This is a genomic window from Allomesorhizobium aridi (assembly GCF_043769475.1).
Lineage (GTDB): Bacteria > Pseudomonadota > Alphaproteobacteria > Rhizobiales > Rhizobiaceae > Allomesorhizobium.
In genome coordinates this window covers 372,470-391,123 of sequence record NZ_CP171729.1, presented here as the reverse complement: position 1 = coordinate 391,123, position 18,654 = coordinate 372,470, and the positions used below count along the sequence as shown (strand labels likewise).

General features: G+C 59.1%; 16 protein-coding genes and 1 pseudogene. 6 read left to right on the top strand and 11 right to left on the bottom strand.

Going from position 1 to position 18,654, the window contains the following annotated elements; genetic code table 11:
• Positions 1-274: 274 nt before the first annotated feature.
• Positions 275-2,938 carry a hypothetical protein gene (locus ACG873_RS03795; protein ID WP_394890512.1) on the bottom strand — a complete coding sequence of 888 codons (2,664 nt, stop codon included), beginning with the start codon at positions 2,936-2,938 and terminating at the stop codon, positions 275-277.
• Between the two features lie 36 nt (positions 2,939-2,974).
• Here ACG873_RS03795 and ACG873_RS03790 point away from each other — a divergent pair, with 36 nt between their 5' ends.
• From ACG873_RS03790 to ACG873_RS03765, 6 genes and pseudogenes are all read left to right on the top strand, one after another.
• Positions 2,975-3,340 (top strand): hypothetical protein, encoded by a 366-nt coding sequence (locus ACG873_RS03790; protein ID WP_394890511.1) that lies wholly within the window; start codon positions 2,975-2,977, stop codon positions 3,338-3,340.
• A 322-nt stretch (positions 3,341-3,662) separates the two neighbouring features.
• The gene (locus ACG873_RS03785; RefSeq protein ID WP_394890510.1) at positions 3,663-3,803 is read left to right on the top strand and encodes a hypothetical protein; all 141 of its coding nucleotides are present in this window, start codon (positions 3,663-3,665) and stop codon (positions 3,801-3,803) included.
• 330 nt (positions 3,804-4,133) lie between these two features.
• A pseudogene (locus ACG873_RS03780) lies at positions 4,134-5,066 on the top strand (transposase); the annotation flags it as partial.
• Positions 5,067-5,507: 441 nt separating this feature from the next.
• Complete coding sequence (locus ACG873_RS03775; RefSeq protein ID WP_394890509.1) at positions 5,508-7,193, top strand: glycosyl hydrolase 108 family protein; 1,686 nt, start codon at positions 5,508-5,510, stop codon at positions 7,191-7,193.
• A gap of 306 nt (positions 7,194-7,499) precedes the next feature.
• Entirely contained in the window at positions 7,500-7,946 is a 447-nt protein-coding gene (locus ACG873_RS03770; RefSeq protein ID WP_394890508.1) for a hypothetical protein, read from the top strand.
• A gap of 102 nt (positions 7,947-8,048) precedes the next feature.
• On the top strand, positions 8,049-10,043 hold the full coding sequence (locus tag ACG873_RS03765; protein ID WP_394890507.1) for a hypothetical protein: 1,995 nt from the start codon (positions 8,049-8,051) through the stop codon (positions 10,041-10,043).
• Between the two features lie 550 nt (positions 10,044-10,593).
• Here ACG873_RS03765 and ACG873_RS03760 read toward each other — a convergent pair.
• From ACG873_RS03760 to ACG873_RS03715, 10 genes are all read right to left on the bottom strand, one after another.
• Positions 10,594-11,403: an alpha/beta fold hydrolase gene (locus ACG873_RS03760; protein ID WP_394890506.1), complete on the bottom strand. Its 810-nt coding sequence runs from the start codon at positions 11,401-11,403 to the stop codon at positions 10,594-10,596.
• Positions 11,403-12,218, bottom strand: coding sequence for an HpcH/HpaI aldolase family protein (locus ACG873_RS03755; RefSeq protein ID WP_394890505.1), 816 nt, complete (start codon positions 12,216-12,218; stop codon positions 11,403-11,405). Before ACG873_RS03755 ends, ACG873_RS03760 begins: the two co-directional genes overlap by 1 nt.
• A gap of 13 nt (positions 12,219-12,231) precedes the next feature.
• Entirely contained in the window at positions 12,232-13,260 is a 1,029-nt protein-coding gene (locus tag ACG873_RS03750) for a mandelate racemase/muconate lactonizing enzyme family protein (RefSeq protein ID WP_394890504.1), read from the bottom strand.
• A 68-nt stretch (positions 13,261-13,328) separates the two neighbouring features.
• Positions 13,329-14,117, bottom strand: coding sequence for an NAD-dependent epimerase/dehydratase family protein (locus ACG873_RS03745; protein WP_394890503.1), 789 nt, complete (start codon positions 14,115-14,117; stop codon positions 13,329-13,331).
• A 42-nt stretch (positions 14,118-14,159) separates the two neighbouring features.
• On the bottom strand, positions 14,160-14,933 hold the full coding sequence (locus ACG873_RS03740) for an amino acid ABC transporter ATP-binding protein (RefSeq protein WP_394890502.1): 774 nt from the start codon (positions 14,931-14,933) through the stop codon (positions 14,160-14,162).
• A gap of 41 nt (positions 14,934-14,974) precedes the next feature.
• Positions 14,975-15,688 carry an ABC transporter permease gene (locus tag ACG873_RS03735; protein WP_394890501.1) on the bottom strand — a complete coding sequence of 238 codons (714 nt, stop codon included), beginning with the start codon at positions 15,686-15,688 and terminating at the stop codon, positions 14,975-14,977.
• On the bottom strand, positions 15,685-16,398 hold the full coding sequence (locus ACG873_RS03730; RefSeq protein ID WP_394890500.1) for an ABC transporter permease: 714 nt from the start codon (positions 16,396-16,398) through the stop codon (positions 15,685-15,687). The genes ACG873_RS03735 and ACG873_RS03730 overlap by 4 nt, the downstream gene beginning before the upstream one ends.
• 76 nt (positions 16,399-16,474) lie before the next feature.
• Positions 16,475-16,870, bottom strand: a complete 396-nt coding sequence (locus ACG873_RS03725) for a transporter substrate-binding domain-containing protein (RefSeq protein WP_394890499.1) — start codon at positions 16,868-16,870, stop codon at positions 16,475-16,477.
• Positions 16,752-17,252: a transporter substrate-binding domain-containing protein gene (locus ACG873_RS03720; protein WP_394890498.1), complete on the bottom strand. Its 501-nt coding sequence runs from the start codon at positions 17,250-17,252 to the stop codon at positions 16,752-16,754. Before ACG873_RS03720 ends, ACG873_RS03725 begins: the two co-directional genes overlap by 119 nt.
• Positions 17,253-17,320: 68 nt before the next feature.
• Positions 17,321-18,652: an aspartate aminotransferase family protein gene (locus tag ACG873_RS03715; RefSeq protein WP_394890497.1), complete on the bottom strand. Its 1,332-nt coding sequence runs from the start codon at positions 18,650-18,652 to the stop codon at positions 17,321-17,323.
• Positions 18,653-18,654 lie beyond the last annotated feature (2 nt).

Below are 18,654 nucleotides of genomic sequence, written 5' to 3'. Positions count from 1 at the left end.
CCACGTATCTCATCGAAGGAAGCGCGACCGTAGGCCGGAACCTGCCGGTCCACTCTGCGCGACCAGAACGGCAGAAAAGACATTAGGGTCGGCGGCGGAGAAGGTGAGCGGGAGGAAGCAGGCAGGCTATCGGCCCTATTAGACCGGTCTCTTAGCCCGGTCAGGGAAGGGCACAACCAGCGGCTTCGCCAGAAGACGGCCAGCAACCACGCCCTCTTTCGGACCACCCTCGGGCCCGGCACGAAAGCGACAATGGCGAGCTTCGACCGGCGCGTCAGTTCAGCCGGAAGCCGGGTGGGCGCGGTGACAGCAAGGCCGCCTTCAGCACCGCATCGCCGAATCGCCCAGCCTTTCGGATTTCCGAATCGAGGATGGTCAGATAGGCGAACACAGCACCCTCGTTGAACTGGTTGACCCTGTCGTTCGTCGCCGCCGTGAGGCGATACTCGCCGATGTCGGCATAGAGCCGGGCAATGTCCGACTTTCCATAGGCGAAGGACTCGTCGATCGATCCGTCACTCGATTTGAAAAACAAGGCAGGGTCGTTGTCGTCCACTAGGTCGAAGGACCGGTCGAGAAACCGCTTGGCCTGCGCGGGCGCGCGTTTGGCCAGGGCATCCGCAATGCCGAGATAGAAGTCGAGCATCTGGGTGCCGGAGGCTAACGACTGCTTTGGCAGCACTGCGTTGAGAAGATTCGTGGCCTGCTTTTCATCCCCGATCCATGTCCAGGCCAGCGCCAAGCTGGCCCATCCGCACGTGGCGTTGGCCATGTCCATGCTATCAGCAGCCGTGGGATCGATGAACTGCGGCTGTTGGAGCACGTAATCGGTCCGAAGCGCGACCAGCCGTTTCACCTCCTCACGGTCCTGTGGCGTGAGCTCGTTCAGTCGGCCGTTCATTGCCTGCATCTTGTGGCCATATCCGCTGCCTAGTCCGAAGGTGTCTTCGCCGCAGATCGGGGACTGCTGCTCGGCCGCTGCCTTCCAGACATTTGATGTCCACCACGAAAGACGGTCCTCCTCCTCAGCAGATGGGACGAGAGTTTCGTTCCTAGTATCCGGCGACATCTGGTCTCTTGCCGGCCGAAGGCAGAGCTGCAGGTCCGAGATCCGTTCGTCGAGCGGAGAGAGGCAGGACGGCAGATCACTGCCGTACCGGCTGCCGTAGATGGAGATCTCTTTAAGCAGATCATCTGCCGACCTCCCCGGATCATAAGTAAGCGCGAGCTGCTGCGTGTCTTTGAAGATGGGGGTGAGATTCGCCCGATCCTCCTCGCAACGGTTCATCGCATGGAAGGCGCCAAGAACCTCTGATTTGCAGGACTTCAACTGGGAGCTCGGAAGGGCCTTGATAACCTGGCGCAGAACGGTCGAAGGAAACGAGAAGTAGTTCCGATAGGCGTAGGTTTGGCCCGCGACATAGTCCGCAATCGGCTCGTCCAGACATTTTCGCAGCTTGCTCGGTATCGTATCTGTCGGGACACGGTAGGGAGACTCACGCGCCCAATCCTTGACTCCGTCACAAAACGATGAATCACTCTCGGCGAAGCGCTCCGCCAATTCGAAGGCACCCGAATGCAGCATCACGCGGACGAGATATCCCGACGACCAGGTATCCCGGCTCGCTCCTGACACGATCTCCTCGAGCTGCTTCTCCGGAATGCGCTGGAAGCCGTTTCCCGCTGCCCTTCCGCCAGCAGCCGCGTGCGCCAGGAGATATGCAGTCACTTCCTTCTTGCTCAGATCCTCTAGGCAGGAGGCTTCGCTCTTCGCGCAAACGTCGCTGCCAAGGAGAAGAGCGAGATCCGTCGCCGAGCCTTTCGCGCCAATGGCGAAGGCGACGTCCTGCAGTCGCTCGAGCCTGGCGTTCGCGCCCATGTATCGGATCATGTCGTCGAGTCGCAATGCGGTGATTATCGCCTCCTCGGTTCGGTCGAGCAGCACCCAGCGGATCAGAATCTTGTCGAGCCCGTGCATGAGGCGCAACGATGTGGCGCGCGCCTCGAACAGGCTGCGGTAGATCCGATCGATCTGGAAGGCGTTCGTGTATGGCCAGAGCCATGCGCGTTCGACGGCTACGGTGGAGAGGGACGCTGCAGCGCAAAACGCGGCCGCCGCGCCGACCAGTGCCAGGTACAGATATCGTGGCCGGAAGGGCCGCTGCTTCCGGCTTGCCGGTTCTGCTGCTGGCGCGGAAGGTGTCGGCCGAGCCGCCCCGACAATTACGCCGTTCTGGATTATCCTCTGCGCAACGATCGCCGCGACGCCGCATCCCGGCTCGAAGTAGGCCGTGTGAACCACTTCTCTCCAGGAGAGCGCGTTGCTCAACGCAGACACAGAAGAGGTTCCTTCGCCTATCGCTGCAAGCCGGCTGCGGATGGATCGTGCGGTGCATGCCGCCGAGGAGTCCGCCAGGGTCGAGAGCTTGGCGAGAAAGTCCGGCGGACCCTCTTTCCAATAAGCGAGGAGCTCGGGAGGCGCACGGTCGCAGCGAATCAGGTACTCGCCCGCGATATCTTTGCCCTGGGCGACCTGTTTCACGGTCTCCCACAGGAACTGGTCCAGCATCGGAGCTACGATCCTGTTGTAGAACGGCGCGGTGACCAGCGACACCGCAGCAGTTATTACGGTGCTGAGTGTGATCGGCGGGCTGACGGGCTTCCTGCCAGCGGGCTCGTTCTCGCGCACGCTCTCGAATTTCCCTGCTTCCCGAGCGCCGAGCCCTGCCTTCAATCGCGGCATGAACGGCTCCGCTGGTTGTATGACCGACGCGCGGAGGACGTTGATCGGCTCGTCTTCTGGATGCATCAGCGGGAGCCACCGCTCGCCGAGGAAAACAGCGTCATGTGCTGAGAGCTGTCGCGAGCGGGAACGCACGCGCCGCCATAGCTGGAGGGTGAACACCACGAGCGAATAGGCCGCCAGCGCAACCGCCACCGTACCGCCCGCAAGCACGCTGACGAGAGCGAGGGGGTGTGCGTCGCGGACGACGCGTCCCAGCTCAGCCCAGTAGATGGCAGGCAACGAGCCAAGCAGGAGGTAGGTCAGGCCGACCGTGAAGAGCGAAAGGAACAGGAAGAGCAGCAGGTAGAACGCACCTCTGTCGCCGAAGATCAGGAAGGGGGTGCCGACAGTGGTCCAGCTCCGCAGCGATCTCGGCCGCCCATCCCGAAGCATGCGCTGCAGCGCGTGCAAAATGACCGAGCCGCCATGACTATGGCCGACAAGGTGAAAGGGGATACGTCTGCCTTCCAGATCCCTCAGGCGCTCGGCGAGAGTCTGGCCGGCGATCCGCCGTTCAAGCTCGGAGTTGGCGCCCGACCAAACGAAGGCCTCTAGCCGGAAGTGCCGATCCGCATCGTCCGAGACTTGCCTGGAGATCTCGGTAAGCATTTCCTGTGCGAAGGCGCTCTCCGGTTGCCACCAGCGCTCTTCACCTTTCGGGCCGCGCTGCGACGCGCCCGTTCCGTGGACGAGGATCACAAGTTCTTCGCCGCCTGCCCCCATTATTAATCCCGTGCCGGAGTGACGTCGTGGGCTAATCCGTGCAAGTTGAGGATGCATCACCGCGGCGTCGCCGTCTACGGTAGAGGTAGTCTGATTTTGCTACGGACAAGAAGCGGCCTGTGAGGTGTGCCGATATGTTCTTGCGGCGCTCGGCTTGGCCGCGCCCGCGCATGCCAACGAGCTATTTGATCTGCATGGCGAAAGCATCAATCTCGGCAATTTCCACGGCATGGTCAACTTTACGAGCGAGGAACGCTACTACGCTATGCTGCAAGAGCCGGCCATGGCAGCGTAACTTAACCCAAACGGCCTCCGTCAAAACCCGGGGTTCAGCGCTTCACGCTGCGTCTTCCTGATGCTTGTGGCTGTTGCGTACAGACCACATCGACCATCGGCCAGGAGCACAGCACCACGCTCATATAGATCTCAGCGGGACGTTCGGGCACCAGGATTTGGGGAAAAGCTGTTTGCGCGTGGTTCAGGAGGTGTGCTTGTCTGCCAACTTTTGTGACGCTGCACGCATACTCCGTGGTTATGGTTTTGTTTTGTCACAGTGAATTGCCCCCATTTCGATAGGACACCCGGCATAGCAGAAAGGCTCAAGCACAGGCTTGAGGATAGGCTTATGTCCGAGGACTATCAGCGCATCGAGGTGATCACCGGCGTCGCCCCACCGTCGGCATTGGTCGACGGAAGCAAAGCTGCGGATCATCGAGGAGAGTTTCGAGCCGGGCGAGACGGTGTCATCCGTTGCCCGGCGCAACGATGTGGCGCCCAATCTTCTCTACCGCTGGCGCCGTCTGTTGAGCGAGGGAGGTGCGGCAGCAGTGAGTTCGGATGAACCCGTCGTCGGCAGTTCATAGGTTCGGCGTCTCGCGGAGCGGGTGCGCGAGCTGGAACGCCTGCTGGGCCGCAAGACCATGGAGAACGAGATCCTCCAGGAAGCGCTCGCCAAATCGCAGGCAAAAAAACCGACCTTGCGGCCGCTCTCGAGCGGGTCGCCGAGGTGCTCGGCGTGTCACGCTCCAACCTCCTTTCCAGGCGCACCGGAAGAACCAGACCGCGTGGCGCCTATCGCAAGGCCGACGACGAGGGCTTGCTGCCGCTCATCCGCCGCTTCGTCGACGAGCGGCCGACCTATGGCTACCGGCGCATCACCGCACTGGTGAACCGGGAACTGACGCGAAAAGGACTGCCTATCGTCAACCGCAAGCGGGTGCATCGGATCATGCAGCAGTCGGCCTTGCTTCTGGAGCCTCACACCGGCCGCCGCGAAGGTCGCATTCACGATGGCAAGGTGATGGTCATGCGCTCAAACCTGCGCTGGTGCTCCGATGGCCTGGAGTTCGCCTGCTGGAACGGCGAGATCATCGCCTGGACTGCCGTGAGCGGTGCCGGCATCAGCGGCTCGGACGTACGCGACATGATGCTCGAAGCCGTCGAGAAGCGCTTTGGCTCCGTGCGGGCGCCGCACCCCATCGAGCACCTGTCGGACAACGGCAGCCCTTACACGGCCAAGGAAACGCGCGACTTCGCCACCGCGCTGAACCTCGTTCCAAGCTCGAGCGCCTCGTAGATCCGCCAGACATTCGTCTTGAACAGCTTTAGCGGCGCTGTTGCCCGTCCCGTTGCCAGGACAACAAGATTTCTGCCCATCAACACCCCCGTAGTGCTAAGTTTGGCCAGCACTGTCGACCACCTGTTCGAATCCGGTAAACGCTGAGATTTACTAGCGATCCGGAGGTATCCTCTCGATCGGGCAACCGGCAAAGAACTCGAAAGACACCTTTTATTGGAACCATTCCAAGATTCCCTAGGCAGCATTCGGACTGGCAATAAACAGCGCTCACGTCCTTCGATCATTTGCTTGGTTTTTAGATTAACCAAGAGCGTATTCGGGTCATAGATCTTTTTTTTGCACAGTGGATATTGTGGCGATTATAGTTTCATGGCAGGCTATAGAAAAAAGGGGTTTGTTGCGTAGCGATGGGGGGGTCTAATGCCGAGTCCGCACGAGCGTCAGACAGAACTTGGCGCGTTGCATCCCAGACTGAGGAAAGCTGTTCTTGCAACGCACAAGCAGCTGATCGAGGAAGGGCATCCATTCGAAATATTCGAGGCCTATCGTTCGCCAAAAAGGCAAGAATTCCTCTTCTCCCAAGGCAGGACAGCTCCGGGAAAAATTGTTACGAAGGCTAGCGCGTGGGGATCCTATCATCAGTACGGACTTGCTGCTGATTTCGTATTGCGGATCAACGGCAAGTGGAGTTGGGAGACCACGGGCACCAAGGCCAAGTCGTGGGAGAGATTGCACGAGGTAGGGCGCGCGCATGGCCTGGAGCCCCTGAGTTGGGAACTTCCGCACCTTCAGATGGCGGGCCTGAATACTTCGCAGCTTCGGGCTGGTATTTATCCCAAGGGCGGTGACTCCTCCTGGGCTGAGAATCTCCAGTTCTCGATAATCGAGTGGGGCCGCAATGCTCCACCCGCTCCGACCCTACTCGACAGGCCAGCGCTCGACAGCGACGAAATATCCGAGGAAATAGGGATTGAAACCATAGATACGATTAGGGAGGGGCTTGATATGGACTACCTGGACAGCATGGACCTTACCCGACCTGCTACCCCTTTCGCAGGTTCGGCGGGAACCACTCGGACGACTCAATTTGCAAGAGTCCAGCCGATCGTAGACAAATGGGAGGGCGGATATGTTGATCATCCCGCGGATCCCGGCGGTGCCACAAATATGGGCATTACACTCGCGACGCTCGCCAGATGGCGCGGCGGCCCAGTCAGCAAGGCCCAAGTGAGGGCACTTACGCGGACTGAGGCGTGGCAGATAATGAAGGCGTTCTACTACGACATAATTCGTGGAGATGACTTGCCGCTGCCCCTCTGCGCTGCTGCGCACAATGCAGCAGTACTTCATGGACCATCGAGAGGCGCAACATTTCTTCAGACGGCAATCAGCCGTCAAGGTATTGCTATCGAGATCGATGGCGCGATCGGAAAAGAGACGCTGGCCGCGGTCGCAAAGGTCGATCTCCGACGGGTAGTGGCGGACTTTTTTGCTATTCAGGAGCAGTTCCTGCGTGGCCTTCATCACTTTCCTACCTTCGGTAAAGGCTGGATGAACCGTCTTGAGGACGTTCGGATGGCGGCGAATGCCCTGGTCACCGCCTCGCCCTCGATTGAAGTGGCTGACGATATTCCGATTGCACCCGATCTTAGAAATGATGCCGCCGTACTTGGGACCGATCTGAACACTGAGAGCCTGGTCGCAAGAATCGAAGAGCTAAGAAAAATGATCTTAGCTTTCTCTGGGCTTGTAGGTGGTGATCCGGCGAGAGGCTCGGAACTCACGAAGCGGTTGAGCGATATCGAGATATTCCTGAAGGAGGTCGACGAGCAGAAAATTAACCCGGTGACACCGCCACTAACCACAGTGAATGGAGCATTGGGAGAAACCGTCGGCAAACTTCTCGACGGACGTAAGACGGCAATAGGAGCGATAGGAGCGATATTAACGCAAGTGTTAGGTACGGCAGGCAGTACGGGGTCGTTGCCAGAAATTTTGACGCCTCTTGTGCCATTTGTTCCCTACGCACAACCGCTGCTTATCGGTTTGGCCGCGTGGGGTGCGCTTGGCAAATTTGATAAGTGGTTCAAGAGGGTGCCGTCCTGAAGCGGACACCGCCTGCCTCTGGTGCCAACTTATCCACTCTGTCAAACGCACGGCTCTCTAGACCACGCAGCAACGCCCACGTAATATCAGGCGCGCCTCGCAGTAGGACGGAAGCAAATTGAGAGCCGGTTAAATGAATGTGCAATGGGCAACTGGTCTCCATCAACGCGTTTTCCGACCAAGGTCCTTGCCGGTTGCGTAGCCGGGGTTTTATGCACCCTGGCGCGACGGCACCGGGTGTTCGGCTTCCTCATCGCGGGAACTTTGTTACCGTTCGCAGCCTTCGCGCAAACGAACAATTGCCGGGTGACGCATATCGACTACCACCAGCGCAGAGCTCTGCAGTCGGTGGATGCGCTGATCAGGGCGCCTTACGTCCTCTCGCCCTACCCGTATGTGCCGGCTTCGTCGGCTCAGCGGCAGCCCGGCCAATCGGAAGCCGCCCGCATAGCGCCGGACGTAGTCGCGCAAGATCCTGACGTCGTCGTTGTGCACGGCTCGACATTCACTGGCTCGGCCAATCTCCGGCTGGCCCTCGGCGAATTGATCCGTAGCGTCGATCTAGCGAAGGGCGATATCCGCGGCTTCGTGGTTTACAGTTCGGCATCGCTCGACGCCGCCGCGCTCTCCATCGACGGGCCGCTGCGCAGCAAGCTGCAGTTCATGTATGCGCCGATCGTGAACCGCTTTCGCCCGCCCGATCCGAGTGCGGGAGTTCTCAAAAGTCTCGTGCAACGGCTTTGCGGGATCTGAGCGATGCCCTCGACGGGTTTCAGCATCCTTGCAGGGCTCGCCGCCGCCGGGCTGCTTCTCCTTATCATTGTTATACGCGGATGGTTCGTGCGGCGACTCCCTGTGTTATTCCTTTGCACCGTCGTCATCTTGCTGTGCCTGATCCATCCGGCTCAACTGACCGATAGTTTTGTCGCCATGATCGACCAGAAACAATATGCGGGCATCGCGGGCGGTTTTTTCATCCTGGCGCTGATCCCGTTCGTCATCGTCTTGGTCCGGCTCGATGACACGCGCCTCTCGATCTGCGATACGGTCGTTTGCCTACTTCCGGCCGTAGTGCTCGCGGCTCTCGGCGTCCTATCCGTTCCACGCAGCGCGTTTCTATCGGTCCCCGCCATTCTCGCAGGCTGGGCGATGGCCCGATGGTCGCCGCTCTCATCGCCCGGTATCGTCGCGCGTAAAGGGACTGTGTTGGTTCTTCTCGGCCTTTTCTACGGTGTGCTCGTGCTCTATCTCGCGTTAGATCCGGTCGGGTTTCCGATCGCGCTCGGGCCGCTCGTGATCTTCTCGCTCGGCCTGCTGCTCTTTACCCTGATCATCACAGCGATCCTGCAGCACCCAAAATCTGCGCTGTATTTCCTGTTGGTTTGGCTGGCGGTCGCCGCCTTTGATAAGCAGTTCGCCACAATCCCGGTCGGCAAAGGCCAGCGGGGCCGCAACACACAAGAAGCGCTCAACACCTGGCTGGCAGCGCGCAACGACGCCATCGATCGATATCGAAAGGCGATGCGGCCGCTGCCCTTGATCATCATGTCGGCGGAGGGCGGCGGAATATATGCGGCCGCACACAGTTTTCTCGGCTATCGGGCGCTCACGCATTACTGTCCGCAGTTGAAGACGCATGTCTTCGCGACCATCGGCGTATCGGGCGGCGCGCTCGGTTTCGTCATGGAACGCGCATTGAGCCGTCCGGTGGCGTATACGCAATGTCGTGACGAGGTTGCGCCGAACAACGTTCCCGACACGATCATCGCGGATCTGCTCTCGCCTGTTCTCGCCAATCTGCTCCTCCGTCAGCCAATCGCTTGGCTGATGCCTTTTTGGAATACACTTCCGGATGGCGGGAGTACTCTTGCCGAGACACTGTCGCACGCTCTGGGGCCGGCGCGCGACACGCTCTCCAACAAGCCCGAAGATGCCGCTCTGCTGTTTGTGACGACCGACGCACGTGCAGGATCGCGCGTCGTCTTTTCACCGATCCGTTTCCAGGGCTCCGGCGACGTCCAGACGTTCTCGATAGCCGAAAAGCAGTCCGACGCGGCAATCCAGGACACGATCATTCATGCGGCTGTGACCAGCGCACGTTTTCCGTTCCTGACGCAATCGGCGGTGCTCAATGATGGCGTGGCGAGCCGCGTTCTCGTGGACGGCGGATATGCCGACAACACGGGCGCATTGACGGCATCGAATTTGATCTCCGCCTTGAGGAATACCCAGTCGGTATCCTGGGGCAAAGCGTGGGGCAAAGACAACTGCCCCACCCTCGAGATTATATTCGCCGCGAAATTCATGAGCGAAGCCAATTGGAGCGGCTGCCGGCTGCCGCTTTTTCTGGCTCACGTCGCCTTTGCGGCCGATCCTACGGTGGACGTGAAGCCCGCCGCAGATCCGACAATCGCCGATCCATTCCTGGCGCTGCTAGGCGCCCGTGTCGGCGAAGCGCGCCGGGCTCTGACTGGCCTTGAGGAACGGCAGCGCAATCCGGCGCTGGACGTCACCGTACATGTCGACAACGGATTTTACGCACACCGGATCGCCCAGGCGGAACTGGCTTTGCCGTTGGGCTGGCGTCTTTCGCCGAGCCGAACAGAGGCGCTCTTGAACGACATCGCGCCGATCCATCTCTGCGAAGTCGATACCCAAAAGGACGGGACGCGCTGGGCCGCGGCAGAACACACAAGGATCGCTTCGCCCCAACCCGGAACGACCGCTTCGCCCGAGCAAGAGAGAAAGGTCCGCCAAGAAGCGATCCGCCGCCGTACCGGCTGCAGCATGCGCGTTCTGATGCATCTGTTCGATGCCGAATATCGCGTCTCGATCGTAGGGATCAACTAAAGTCAGCGGCGACGGAGCGCAACAGCTCGATTCAACGTCCGCTTCCAAGGCGGTACCAGAAAGCATCCGGACGACCGACATGGGGGCGCGAAGCTGCCATTCGGTATATGAAAACAAGTGCCATTGGCGATTGGCTGAATCCGCTCCTTGTCGATCTGTTGGCGAACCGCCTCGTAAACTATTGATGGACAACGATTATATTAGTCGCCGAGGGTCAACGTTTCCTACAGAAAATCAATATGTTAGCAGCTGGTTCGCCAACCCATTTCCTTCGTATGTTCTCGTATGGTCTGGCGAACCGAGAGACCAAGAGGAGGAATGATCTAAAGCACGCCTAACTGGCAACATTCTCACGGGCTGCCCTCAAGCTGCGATCGTCTTGCATCAGTTTGGACTCACCCTCAACACATTTCAGAATGGCATACAACGGCATGTCATGACCCGATCCGGACCTTCTTCCGAAGGCTCGGCGCCCCGATAGCGGCCGTTCGTTAATCGGATGCTCCTGACTGAAGGGATAACACGCTTAGCAGCGCAATATCCGATCGGGTTAACCAATGATGCCTATTTCGCGAGGCTGCGCAGTCTTCAAGTGCTCGTACATCATTGAAACAAGTGCGACGGGATCCTCCTGCATCGGATAGTGGCCCACACCTTTCATCTGCTCCAATCTGGCGTTCGGATACCAGGCAAGGATAGTGTCCTTGATCCTCTGCGGCTGCGCGCCCGGATCGAGTTCGCCAATGATAGTCAGAACGGGGACTAGATTTCCCCTCGCTTTGTCGGCGAAGTCGGTGGTCGTCCATGAGGTCATGTAGGCCTCGAGTCCCTTTGCGGTCGTCGAGCTAAGGCTGATTGCGAGGACATGATCGAGAAACGCGTCATTCCGGGTCTTGCCTGTGTTGATGTCGATCAAGCCACGACGGATGTCGGCTTCGTGCGCAGCACGCACGAGCAAGGCGCGTCGGTCGTCGTCGATCTTTGCGCCCGAGGCCGGAACCGGCGCGATCAGGATTGCAGAAAGTAGGCGACCTGGCACGTCGACCATCAGTCGTTGCGCGACCATCCCGCCCATAGAATGGCCTACGACATGAAACCGCTCCCAACCCAAGTGATTGGCGACGGCGATGGCATCTTCGGCCGCCGCCTCCACGGTCATCGGACCCTCCTCGTCCCGGCGGGCGCCATATCCGCGGCAATCGATGAAAGCGTAGGTAAAGATGTCCTGATCTATCAGTTCAACAAGCGGGTCAAACAAGGTGTGGTCGGCCATCCAGCCATGGCTAACAACAACTCGGGTCCCCCCGTTGCCAACAACGCGGGTTGGTGCAAGCGTGCGGATCATGGGTTTCGCGGTCATCAGTATCCTCCATCAATCTTTAGTCCGGCTGCAGCACTCTCGCCGATCAGTCTGCGGGTTTCCGTGACACTTGCGATTGCCGCGCCAGCCAGTAGACGCACATCGTTGGAGATGGTCACTAGATCGAAGCCCCAAGAGACTGCTTTTGCCGCGTATGCGGCGCTGCCGTTGTGCAGCGCCGCCCGAATCCCAGCCTTGTGAGAACGGTCAAGTATGTGGCGAATGGCCTCGGTCATTTCCGGTTCTTGGCGGTCGAAACCGGTCGGATAGCGCCTCCCGGTAAGACCAAGCGTAAGGTCGGCCGGCCCTATGTAGATGCCGTCGAGACCTGGGGTGGAGGCGATGGCGTCGATATTGGCATAGGCTTCCGCGGTCTCGATCATGGCAAAACAGAGGATCTCCCGGTCTGCATTGCTGCCGTAGTCTACGCCGGCAGAAAAATTGGCCCTGGTTGGACCGAAACTGCGAACACCCTCGGGAGGATAGCGCACGTAAGAGACAAGACGCTCGGCCTCAGCACGGGTGTTCACCATGGGGCAGATAACCCCATATCCCCCCGCATCAAGCGCCTTCATGATGTCGCCTGCGTCGAGCCACGGCACCCGAACGAGCGGCACCACGCCGGTTGCCCCCATGGCCTGAAGCATGGACGTGGCAGCTTCGTAGCTGACCAGCCCATGCTGTAGGTCGATGGTGAGCGAATCGTATCCTTGATGCGCCATTATTTCGGCAATGAAGGGAGATGACGTCGACAGCCATCCGTTGATGACTGGTTTTCCCTCGGCCCATAGTTGCCTGATCTTGTTAGGTATCATCGTTTCCGGCTCCTCAAGCGCGACGATAGTGTTTCAGAACGCCGGGATCCGGTTCGAAACCGATCCCGGCAAGCTGAGGTACATTGATCTTGTCGCCGTGCCGCAAGCCCTCGACATCGGCCAGCCACGCATCCGGTTGAACGAAGTTGTATTCGAGAGCGTGAACGGATTTTCTTGCGGCGGCGACATGGAGGCTGGCGAAGAAGCCTGGGCCGAAGTAAGGCGAGTGCGGCATGATCGTCACGCCCTTCCGTTCTGCCGCTGCTATCACCGAGAGATATTCGCTGACGCCCCCGACCTTGGTAATGCTTGGCTGTGCGATGTCGACGGCGTTCGCGGCGAAGGCGTCGGCAAATTGCTTAGCCGTGCACCAGTTTTCGCCTGCGGCGATCTGCAAACCACGCCCGCGAAGCCCTGCCAACGCGCCGAAATCCTCAGGCGGAAAGATCGGCTCCTCCAGCCACGTCAAATTGAGCTTGTCCAGCCGCGCGCGGTTTTCCTCGACGAACGTGACCGACCAGTTGCAGTTCACGTCAACGCAGAGGTCACGATCGCGTCCTATCGTCGATCGGCATGCCTCGATCTGGTCGAGGCCGATCTCGTGGAGCTTGATGGACGAGAAACCTTCCGCGAGCGCTTCGTCACAGGTTTGCGCGGCGAGTTTGGCGTCGCCGTAGCGGACAAGACTCACGTAGAACGGAATGCTGGCGCGTGTCTCAGTCGGATCCAAAAGCTTGTACAGCGGAACGCCGGCTCGTTTCGCTGCAAGATCCCAAAGTGCCATGTCCACGCCGGAGACGGCGAAGATGGTGATGCCATAGCGGCCGAACATGTGGATTGCGCATTGTGTTCTGGAATTCCAACTGGCGATGTCGCCGTCGTCGATCTCGCTGCCCACCAGGGTGGGTAAGATGAGCCGGTCAATGATCGCTTTGGTGGCGTCGACGGTAAAGTAACCGAACCCTTCGCCCCAGCCGACATTGCCCTTTTCATCCTCAAGCCGAACAAGGCAGAATTCGAGTGATTTCCAGGCAGTCGGCATGATGCCAACACCGCTGCCGCGAAGACGAAATGGAATTTCTACGACAGATACCTCGGCTGAAACGATCTTCATTTGGGCACCATCGGATTGGGGAGTTCATTCACTGCGAAAAAGCCACCGACATATGCTGCGCCATCCTGCGCCGTCAGGGTCTCCCTGGATCTGAAATGTGAGGCTCTGTTTCCAGCGGAACTGTCCTTTGGCTCGTACCCGAAGGGAGCAGCCGTTTCGAACCCAAGCAGAGCGTCGTCGCAACGGGAAACTCCGTTGACCACGGCATAGTCAAGCTCCGGGTGCGTGAGACCTAGCGTCACTAGGTCGGCGAGATCCCGACCGCTCGTCCAGATGCGCTCCCGGCGCCCATCAACGATTTCTGGATCCGCATTGCCGATCCGCACGACTAGCGTTTGGATGCCAAAGCGACGTGCGTACATTGCGCAGGCAGCTTCACCAAACGCCTTGCTGAGACCGTAGAAACTGTCAGGCGCGACAGGCGCATCACCATCCCAGGGGCGGTCCGCGGGGAGCATTCCGATGATATGATGGCTGCTGGCGAAGACGAAGCGGCCAACCTTCTGCTGGCGGCAGGCTTCGAGCAGATTGAGGACGGCTTGGTAGTTTGGTCCAAGAGTCTGCGTGAATGTTACTGACGGCGCGACAAGCCCGGCCAAATGGATGACGCCATCCATGCCTTCGACGGTCTTTTGGGCAAATGCCGGATCGACAAGATCACCCGCCATGAACTCTTCACCTTCAGCAAGGTCCAGGATGGTCTCGCGTCCCGTCAAGCGCATGTCGAAGCTATGGCGCAGGAGCGGGCGCAGGAGCTTGCCTACGGATCCTGTCGCGCCGGTCATCAATATCCTCGGTTTTGTCACGAACGTTCCTTTCTGAACGCTTTAGTGCAAAAGCTGGCGCAGGAAGTCGCGGGTGCGCTCCTGTTGCGGATTGCTGAAGAATTGCTTGGGTTCAGCGATTTCGACGATCTGGCCGACATCCATGAAGACCACTCGGTCTGCAACCTGTCGCGCGAACCCCATCTCGTGCGTCACACAGAGCATCGTCATCCCGGACTCTGCCAGCGAGACCATGACATCCAGCACCTCCTTGATCATTTCGGGATCGAGGGCCGATGTGGGCTCGTCGAAAAGCATGATGCGTGGCCTCATCGCAAGGGACCTTGCGATCGCAACCCGTTGCTGCTGGCCGCCAGAGAGCTGCCCGGGATATTTGTGGGCCTGTTCGGGAATGCGGACCTTTTCGAGAAAATGCATGGCGACATCTGCAGCTTCACGCTTCGCCAGTTTGCGGACCTTTTTGAGCGCCAGCGTGCAGTTCTGGAGGATCGTGAGATGCGGAAACAGATTGAACTGCTGAAAGACCATCCCAACCTCGCGGCGCACTTTCTCGATCTGATCGCGCCGATCGGTAAGTTCGATTCCTTCGACGGCGATTGTCCCTTTCTGGTGCTCCTCAAGCCCGTTGATACAGCGGATCATGGTGGATTTGCCCGAGCCCGAAGGGCCGGCGATCACGACACGTTCTCCCTCCCGTACCTGCAAGGTGATCTCGCGCAGCACCTGGTGGCTACCAAACCATTTGCTGACGACCTGCAGGTCCACTGCGATTGGGCGCTTTTCGGCCGGTGTTACGACCGGTTTTATCGCCTGCATGCTTCCTCCTTTTTGACGGCCAGCAACAACCACGCCGAAGTTCAGTGCGCGGCTGCAATTCGTTTCGGGCTGGTGTGAATATGTCTGGTCAAGCGGCGTTCGAGCAGAGCCCAGATGCGCCGGATTCCCTCCACGAGGACCAGATAGAGAAGGGCTGCCCAGATATAGATCTGGAACTCGAAAGAGCGCGAAAAGGCGAGCTTGGTCGCCTGCATCAGTTCCGGCACGGTTACAATGCTAGCGATCGCCGACGCTTTGAACGATAGCACGAGCTCGTTTCCAAGCGGCCGTAGCGCCAGGATCATGGCCTGTGGCAACTGAACTTTGAAGAGTGCCGTCCAACGGCCCAGACCGAGCGAGCGGGCAGCCTCCGTCTGCCCTTTTGGCAAGGAGCGGAGGGCGCCACGCAGAATCTCTGCTTGGTAGGCCGTCGTGTTCACCGCGAACGCGAACAACGCGCAAAGGTAGGCCTCGCGAAAAAACCACCAGAGCCCGACCGTTTCGAGCGGTCCTCGGATCTGTGCGGCGCCATAGTAGATAAGGAACAATTGTGCGAGCAAAGGCGTGCCTCGGAAGAAGGCTATGTAGAACCGTGCCGGTGCGTTGATCAGCCGATTGTCGCTGTTGCGGGCAAGAGCCAGAGGAAGGGCGAGGACAGCGCCTATGGCTGCCGATGTAAGGACGAGCTGCAGCGTAACCATCAGCCCAAGCAGCATTCTTGGGCCATAGGTGGTGAGAAGTTCAAAGTCGATCATCGCGCAGCCTCAAAGCCACGGTTTGAGCGAGCTTCGAGCAAACCTACAAAGTGGCCGGACACCAGCGAGATGGCAAAATAGATCATGCAGGTGACCGCGTAGAAGAATAGGGGTTCCTTGGTATTGGCCACGGCAAGCGATGTCTGACGCATCAGGTCATTCAGCGAAATCACAGAAACGAGCGCGGTGTCCTTGAGTAGGACCAGCCACAGGTTGCCAAGACCCGGAAGAGTGAGCCGCCAGAGTTGCGGGAGCACGACGCTGACGAAGATCGTATAGCGGCCGAGGCCAAGCGATTGGGCTGCTTCGATCTGCCCGCGCGGGATTGCCCGCAGTCCCGCGACAAACGTCTCGGATGCGAAGGAAGCGAAGACAATGCCGAGGGCAAATACCCCTGCGACGAAGCCGTCGATCTCGACCACCTGGCCCGGGAGAAACGCATCGGCAATTTTTTGGATACCGATCTGTGCCCCGTAATAGATCATGAAAATCGTCAGAAGCTCAGGCAGTGCTCGGAATACTGTCGTGAAACTCGTGGCGCCAAGCGAAAGCCAGCGTTGCCGACCATTGATCGCAAGAGCGAGCGCGAGGCCGATCAGGAGGCCGAATGGCAAAGTGGTCAGCGCGAGACGGATTGTCAGCCAAGCGCCGGTAGCCAGTTGCCTGCCCCAACCGCTGGGGTCAAAGGACAAGAGATGCAGTAGGTCCACGCGGTCATTCTCCTGCGCGCTGAGCCATAGGGCCGGCCCAGATCCACGAGGGCTCCGGACCGGCTCATTGATGGGATCAATAGATCGAGAACGAGAAATACTTGTCGTTGATCTTCTTGTAGGTGCCGTCAGCGAGTATTGTCTTGATGGCGGCGTCGAAAAGGTCGCGCAATTCCGGGTTCTCCTTGCGGACGGCAACGCCCTTTCCGGCGCCGAAGGCCGGATCGATCAGATCGGGGCCTGCCAGTTCACAGCATGTGCCATCGCTTGACTTCTTGAGCCATGCGTCGAGGAGAACCTTGTCCGACAGAACGAGATCGACCCGTCCGGCGGCAAGATCAGCGCTCGCGTCGTCAACCGCTTGATAGGCTTTGACGGTCGAGATCCTTGTAGTTCGTCTCCAGGAACGCCGCCTGGGTAGTGGAGCCCTGAACGCCAATGGTCTTTCCGGCAAGTGCCTTCGGCGACACATCCTTGATCGCCGCTGATTTCGCGGCCATAAAATGCGCCGGGGTATTGTAGTATTTGGCCGTAAAATCGACTTTCTTCTTGCGTTCTTCGGTGATGCTCATCGAAGAGATGATTGCATCGTACTTGCTGGCGAGAAGACCGGGGATCATGCCATCCCAATCCTGGGTGACGAATTCGCATTCAAGCTTTGCCTGAGCGCAAAGCGCTTTCCCGATCTCGACGTCAAAGCCGGTGAGCTCGCCTTTGTCGATGTAGTTGAAGGGCGGGTAAACGCCCTCAACGGCTATCTTGGCCTTTTTCCACTCTGCACCGTGAGCGATGCCGACGATCGTGGAGAAGACGAACGCCGCGGTGGCAATTGCCTTAATCAGTTTCATGCTCATTTCCCCTTACGTTTGAATTGGCGAGGCCAGCCCTCGCAGGCTCGGCGCGAAGTGCGCCATTCTCCCAGTCAGGCGGCTTCTTCGAGAACCTCGCCAAGACGTTCCAGGAAAATATCTGCATCAGCCGTTGTGAACGGCAGCGGAGGTCTGATCTTCAGAACGTGACCGTGCGGGCTCGATGCGCTTATCAAGACCCGTTTTTCGCGCAGCCTGTTGACCACCTTCAGAGACGTCTCACCATCCGGGCTCTTGGTGCCGCGGTCCTTGACGAATTCCAGGCCGAGAAACAGGCCGGCTCCTCGAGCCTCACCAATGCCAGCATGGCGCTGTGCGAGAATTTTGAGGCCGTCGAGCATGTAGGCGCCCACCTTGGCCGCGTTCGCCATCAGCTTTTCATCACGGATGACGTCAAGGACGGCCTGAGCTGCGGCGATGCTCACCGTGTTCGCCCCGAAGGTGTTGAAGTAGCGAACTTTCTCACCGAACTCGGCGATGACGTCCGGCTTCATGACGACCCCGGCGATCGGCATGCCGTTGCCCATCGGTTTGCCCATTACGACAAGGTCGGGGACAATATCGTGGCGCTGAAAACCCCACATATGGGTGCCGGTTCGTGCAAATCCGGGTTGCACCTCGTCCGCGATGTAGAGGCCGCCGGCGGCGTGCACCACCTCAGCAGTCTTGGAAAGGAACCCGACCGGCTCGGTGAAAATGCCGTCGGTGGAAAAGATCGAATCGGCGATGAAAGCGGCGAACTTGATCCCATGACGCTGCATGTCGCGGATTGCGCGCTCTACGTTGGCGGCCAAAACCTCTCCGACATCTTTGCCGCTGGCCCGGTACTGGTCGGGTGCAGGCACGGTGTAGATGTGTGGGCCGAGTGGAACATTCGGGCCCATTGAGGGGGAAATCTCGACAACCGCCGAGGTCAGCCCGTGATAGGCATTTTCAGTGACGATGACGCCCGTTCCCCTCGTATGGTAACGGGCAATCCGTAGTGCGAGATCGACCGCCTCGCTGCCGGTACACGTGTACATGACGTGACCGAGTTCTGACGGATAGGTTGCTAGCAGATCAGCCGAATAGTTGAGGATGCCTTCGTGCAAATAGCGTGTGTGCGTGTTGAGGATGGCTGACTGCCGGCTGATCGCCTCGACGACGCGCGGATGGCAATGACCCACAGACGGCACATTGTTGTAGACGTCGAGATACGCATTGCCGTCTGGGTCGTAAAGCCAAACACCTTCCGCGCGAACGAAATGGGCTGGATGTTCGTAGAACAACTTGTACGAAGGACCGAGCAGTCGCTTGCGACGAGCAATGAGCTCCTGTTCATCCTGGCTTAGATTCGAAGCCTTGGCGGGATCGAAGCCATTGATCATATGAGCAGTGGCCGACATGT

What these genes read in the sequence shown, in the direction of transcription:
- ACG873_RS03775 (WP_394890509.1), top strand. Translation starts at nt 5,508, where the DNA reads ATGCCGAGTCCGCACGAGCGTCAGACAGAACTTGGCGCGTTGCATCCC.
- ACG873_RS03760 (WP_394890506.1), bottom strand. Translation starts at nt 11,403, where the DNA reads ATGACCGCGAAACCCATGATCCGCACGCTTGCACCAACCCGCGTTGTT.
- ACG873_RS03755 (WP_394890505.1), bottom strand. Translation starts at nt 12,218, where the DNA reads ATGATACCTAACAAGATCAGGCAACTATGGGCCGAGGGAAAACCAGTC.
- ACG873_RS03750 (WP_394890504.1), bottom strand. Translation starts at nt 13,260, where the DNA reads ATGCCGACTGCCTGGAAATCACTCGAATTCTGCCTTGTTCGGCTTGAG.
- ACG873_RS03745 (WP_394890503.1), bottom strand. Translation starts at nt 14,117, where the DNA reads ATGACCGGCGCGACAGGATCCGTAGGCAAGCTCCTGCGCCCGCTCCTG.
- ACG873_RS03740 (WP_394890502.1), bottom strand. Translation starts at nt 14,933, where the DNA reads ATGCAGGCGATAAAACCGGTCGTAACACCGGCCGAAAAGCGCCCAATC.
- ACG873_RS03735 (WP_394890501.1), bottom strand. Translation starts at nt 15,688, where the DNA reads ATGATCGACTTTGAACTTCTCACCACCTATGGCCCAAGAATGCTGCTT.
- ACG873_RS03725 (WP_394890499.1), bottom strand. Translation starts at nt 16,870, where the DNA reads ATGTGTCGCCGAAGGCACTTGCCGGAAAGACCATTGGCGTTCAGGGCT.
- ACG873_RS03720 (WP_394890498.1), bottom strand. Translation starts at nt 17,252, where the DNA reads ATGAGCATGAAACTGATTAAGGCAATTGCCACCGCGGCGTTCGTCTTC.
- ACG873_RS03715 (WP_394890497.1), bottom strand. Translation starts at nt 18,652, where the DNA reads ATGTCGGCCACTGCTCATATGATCAATGGCTTCGATCCCGCCAAGGCT.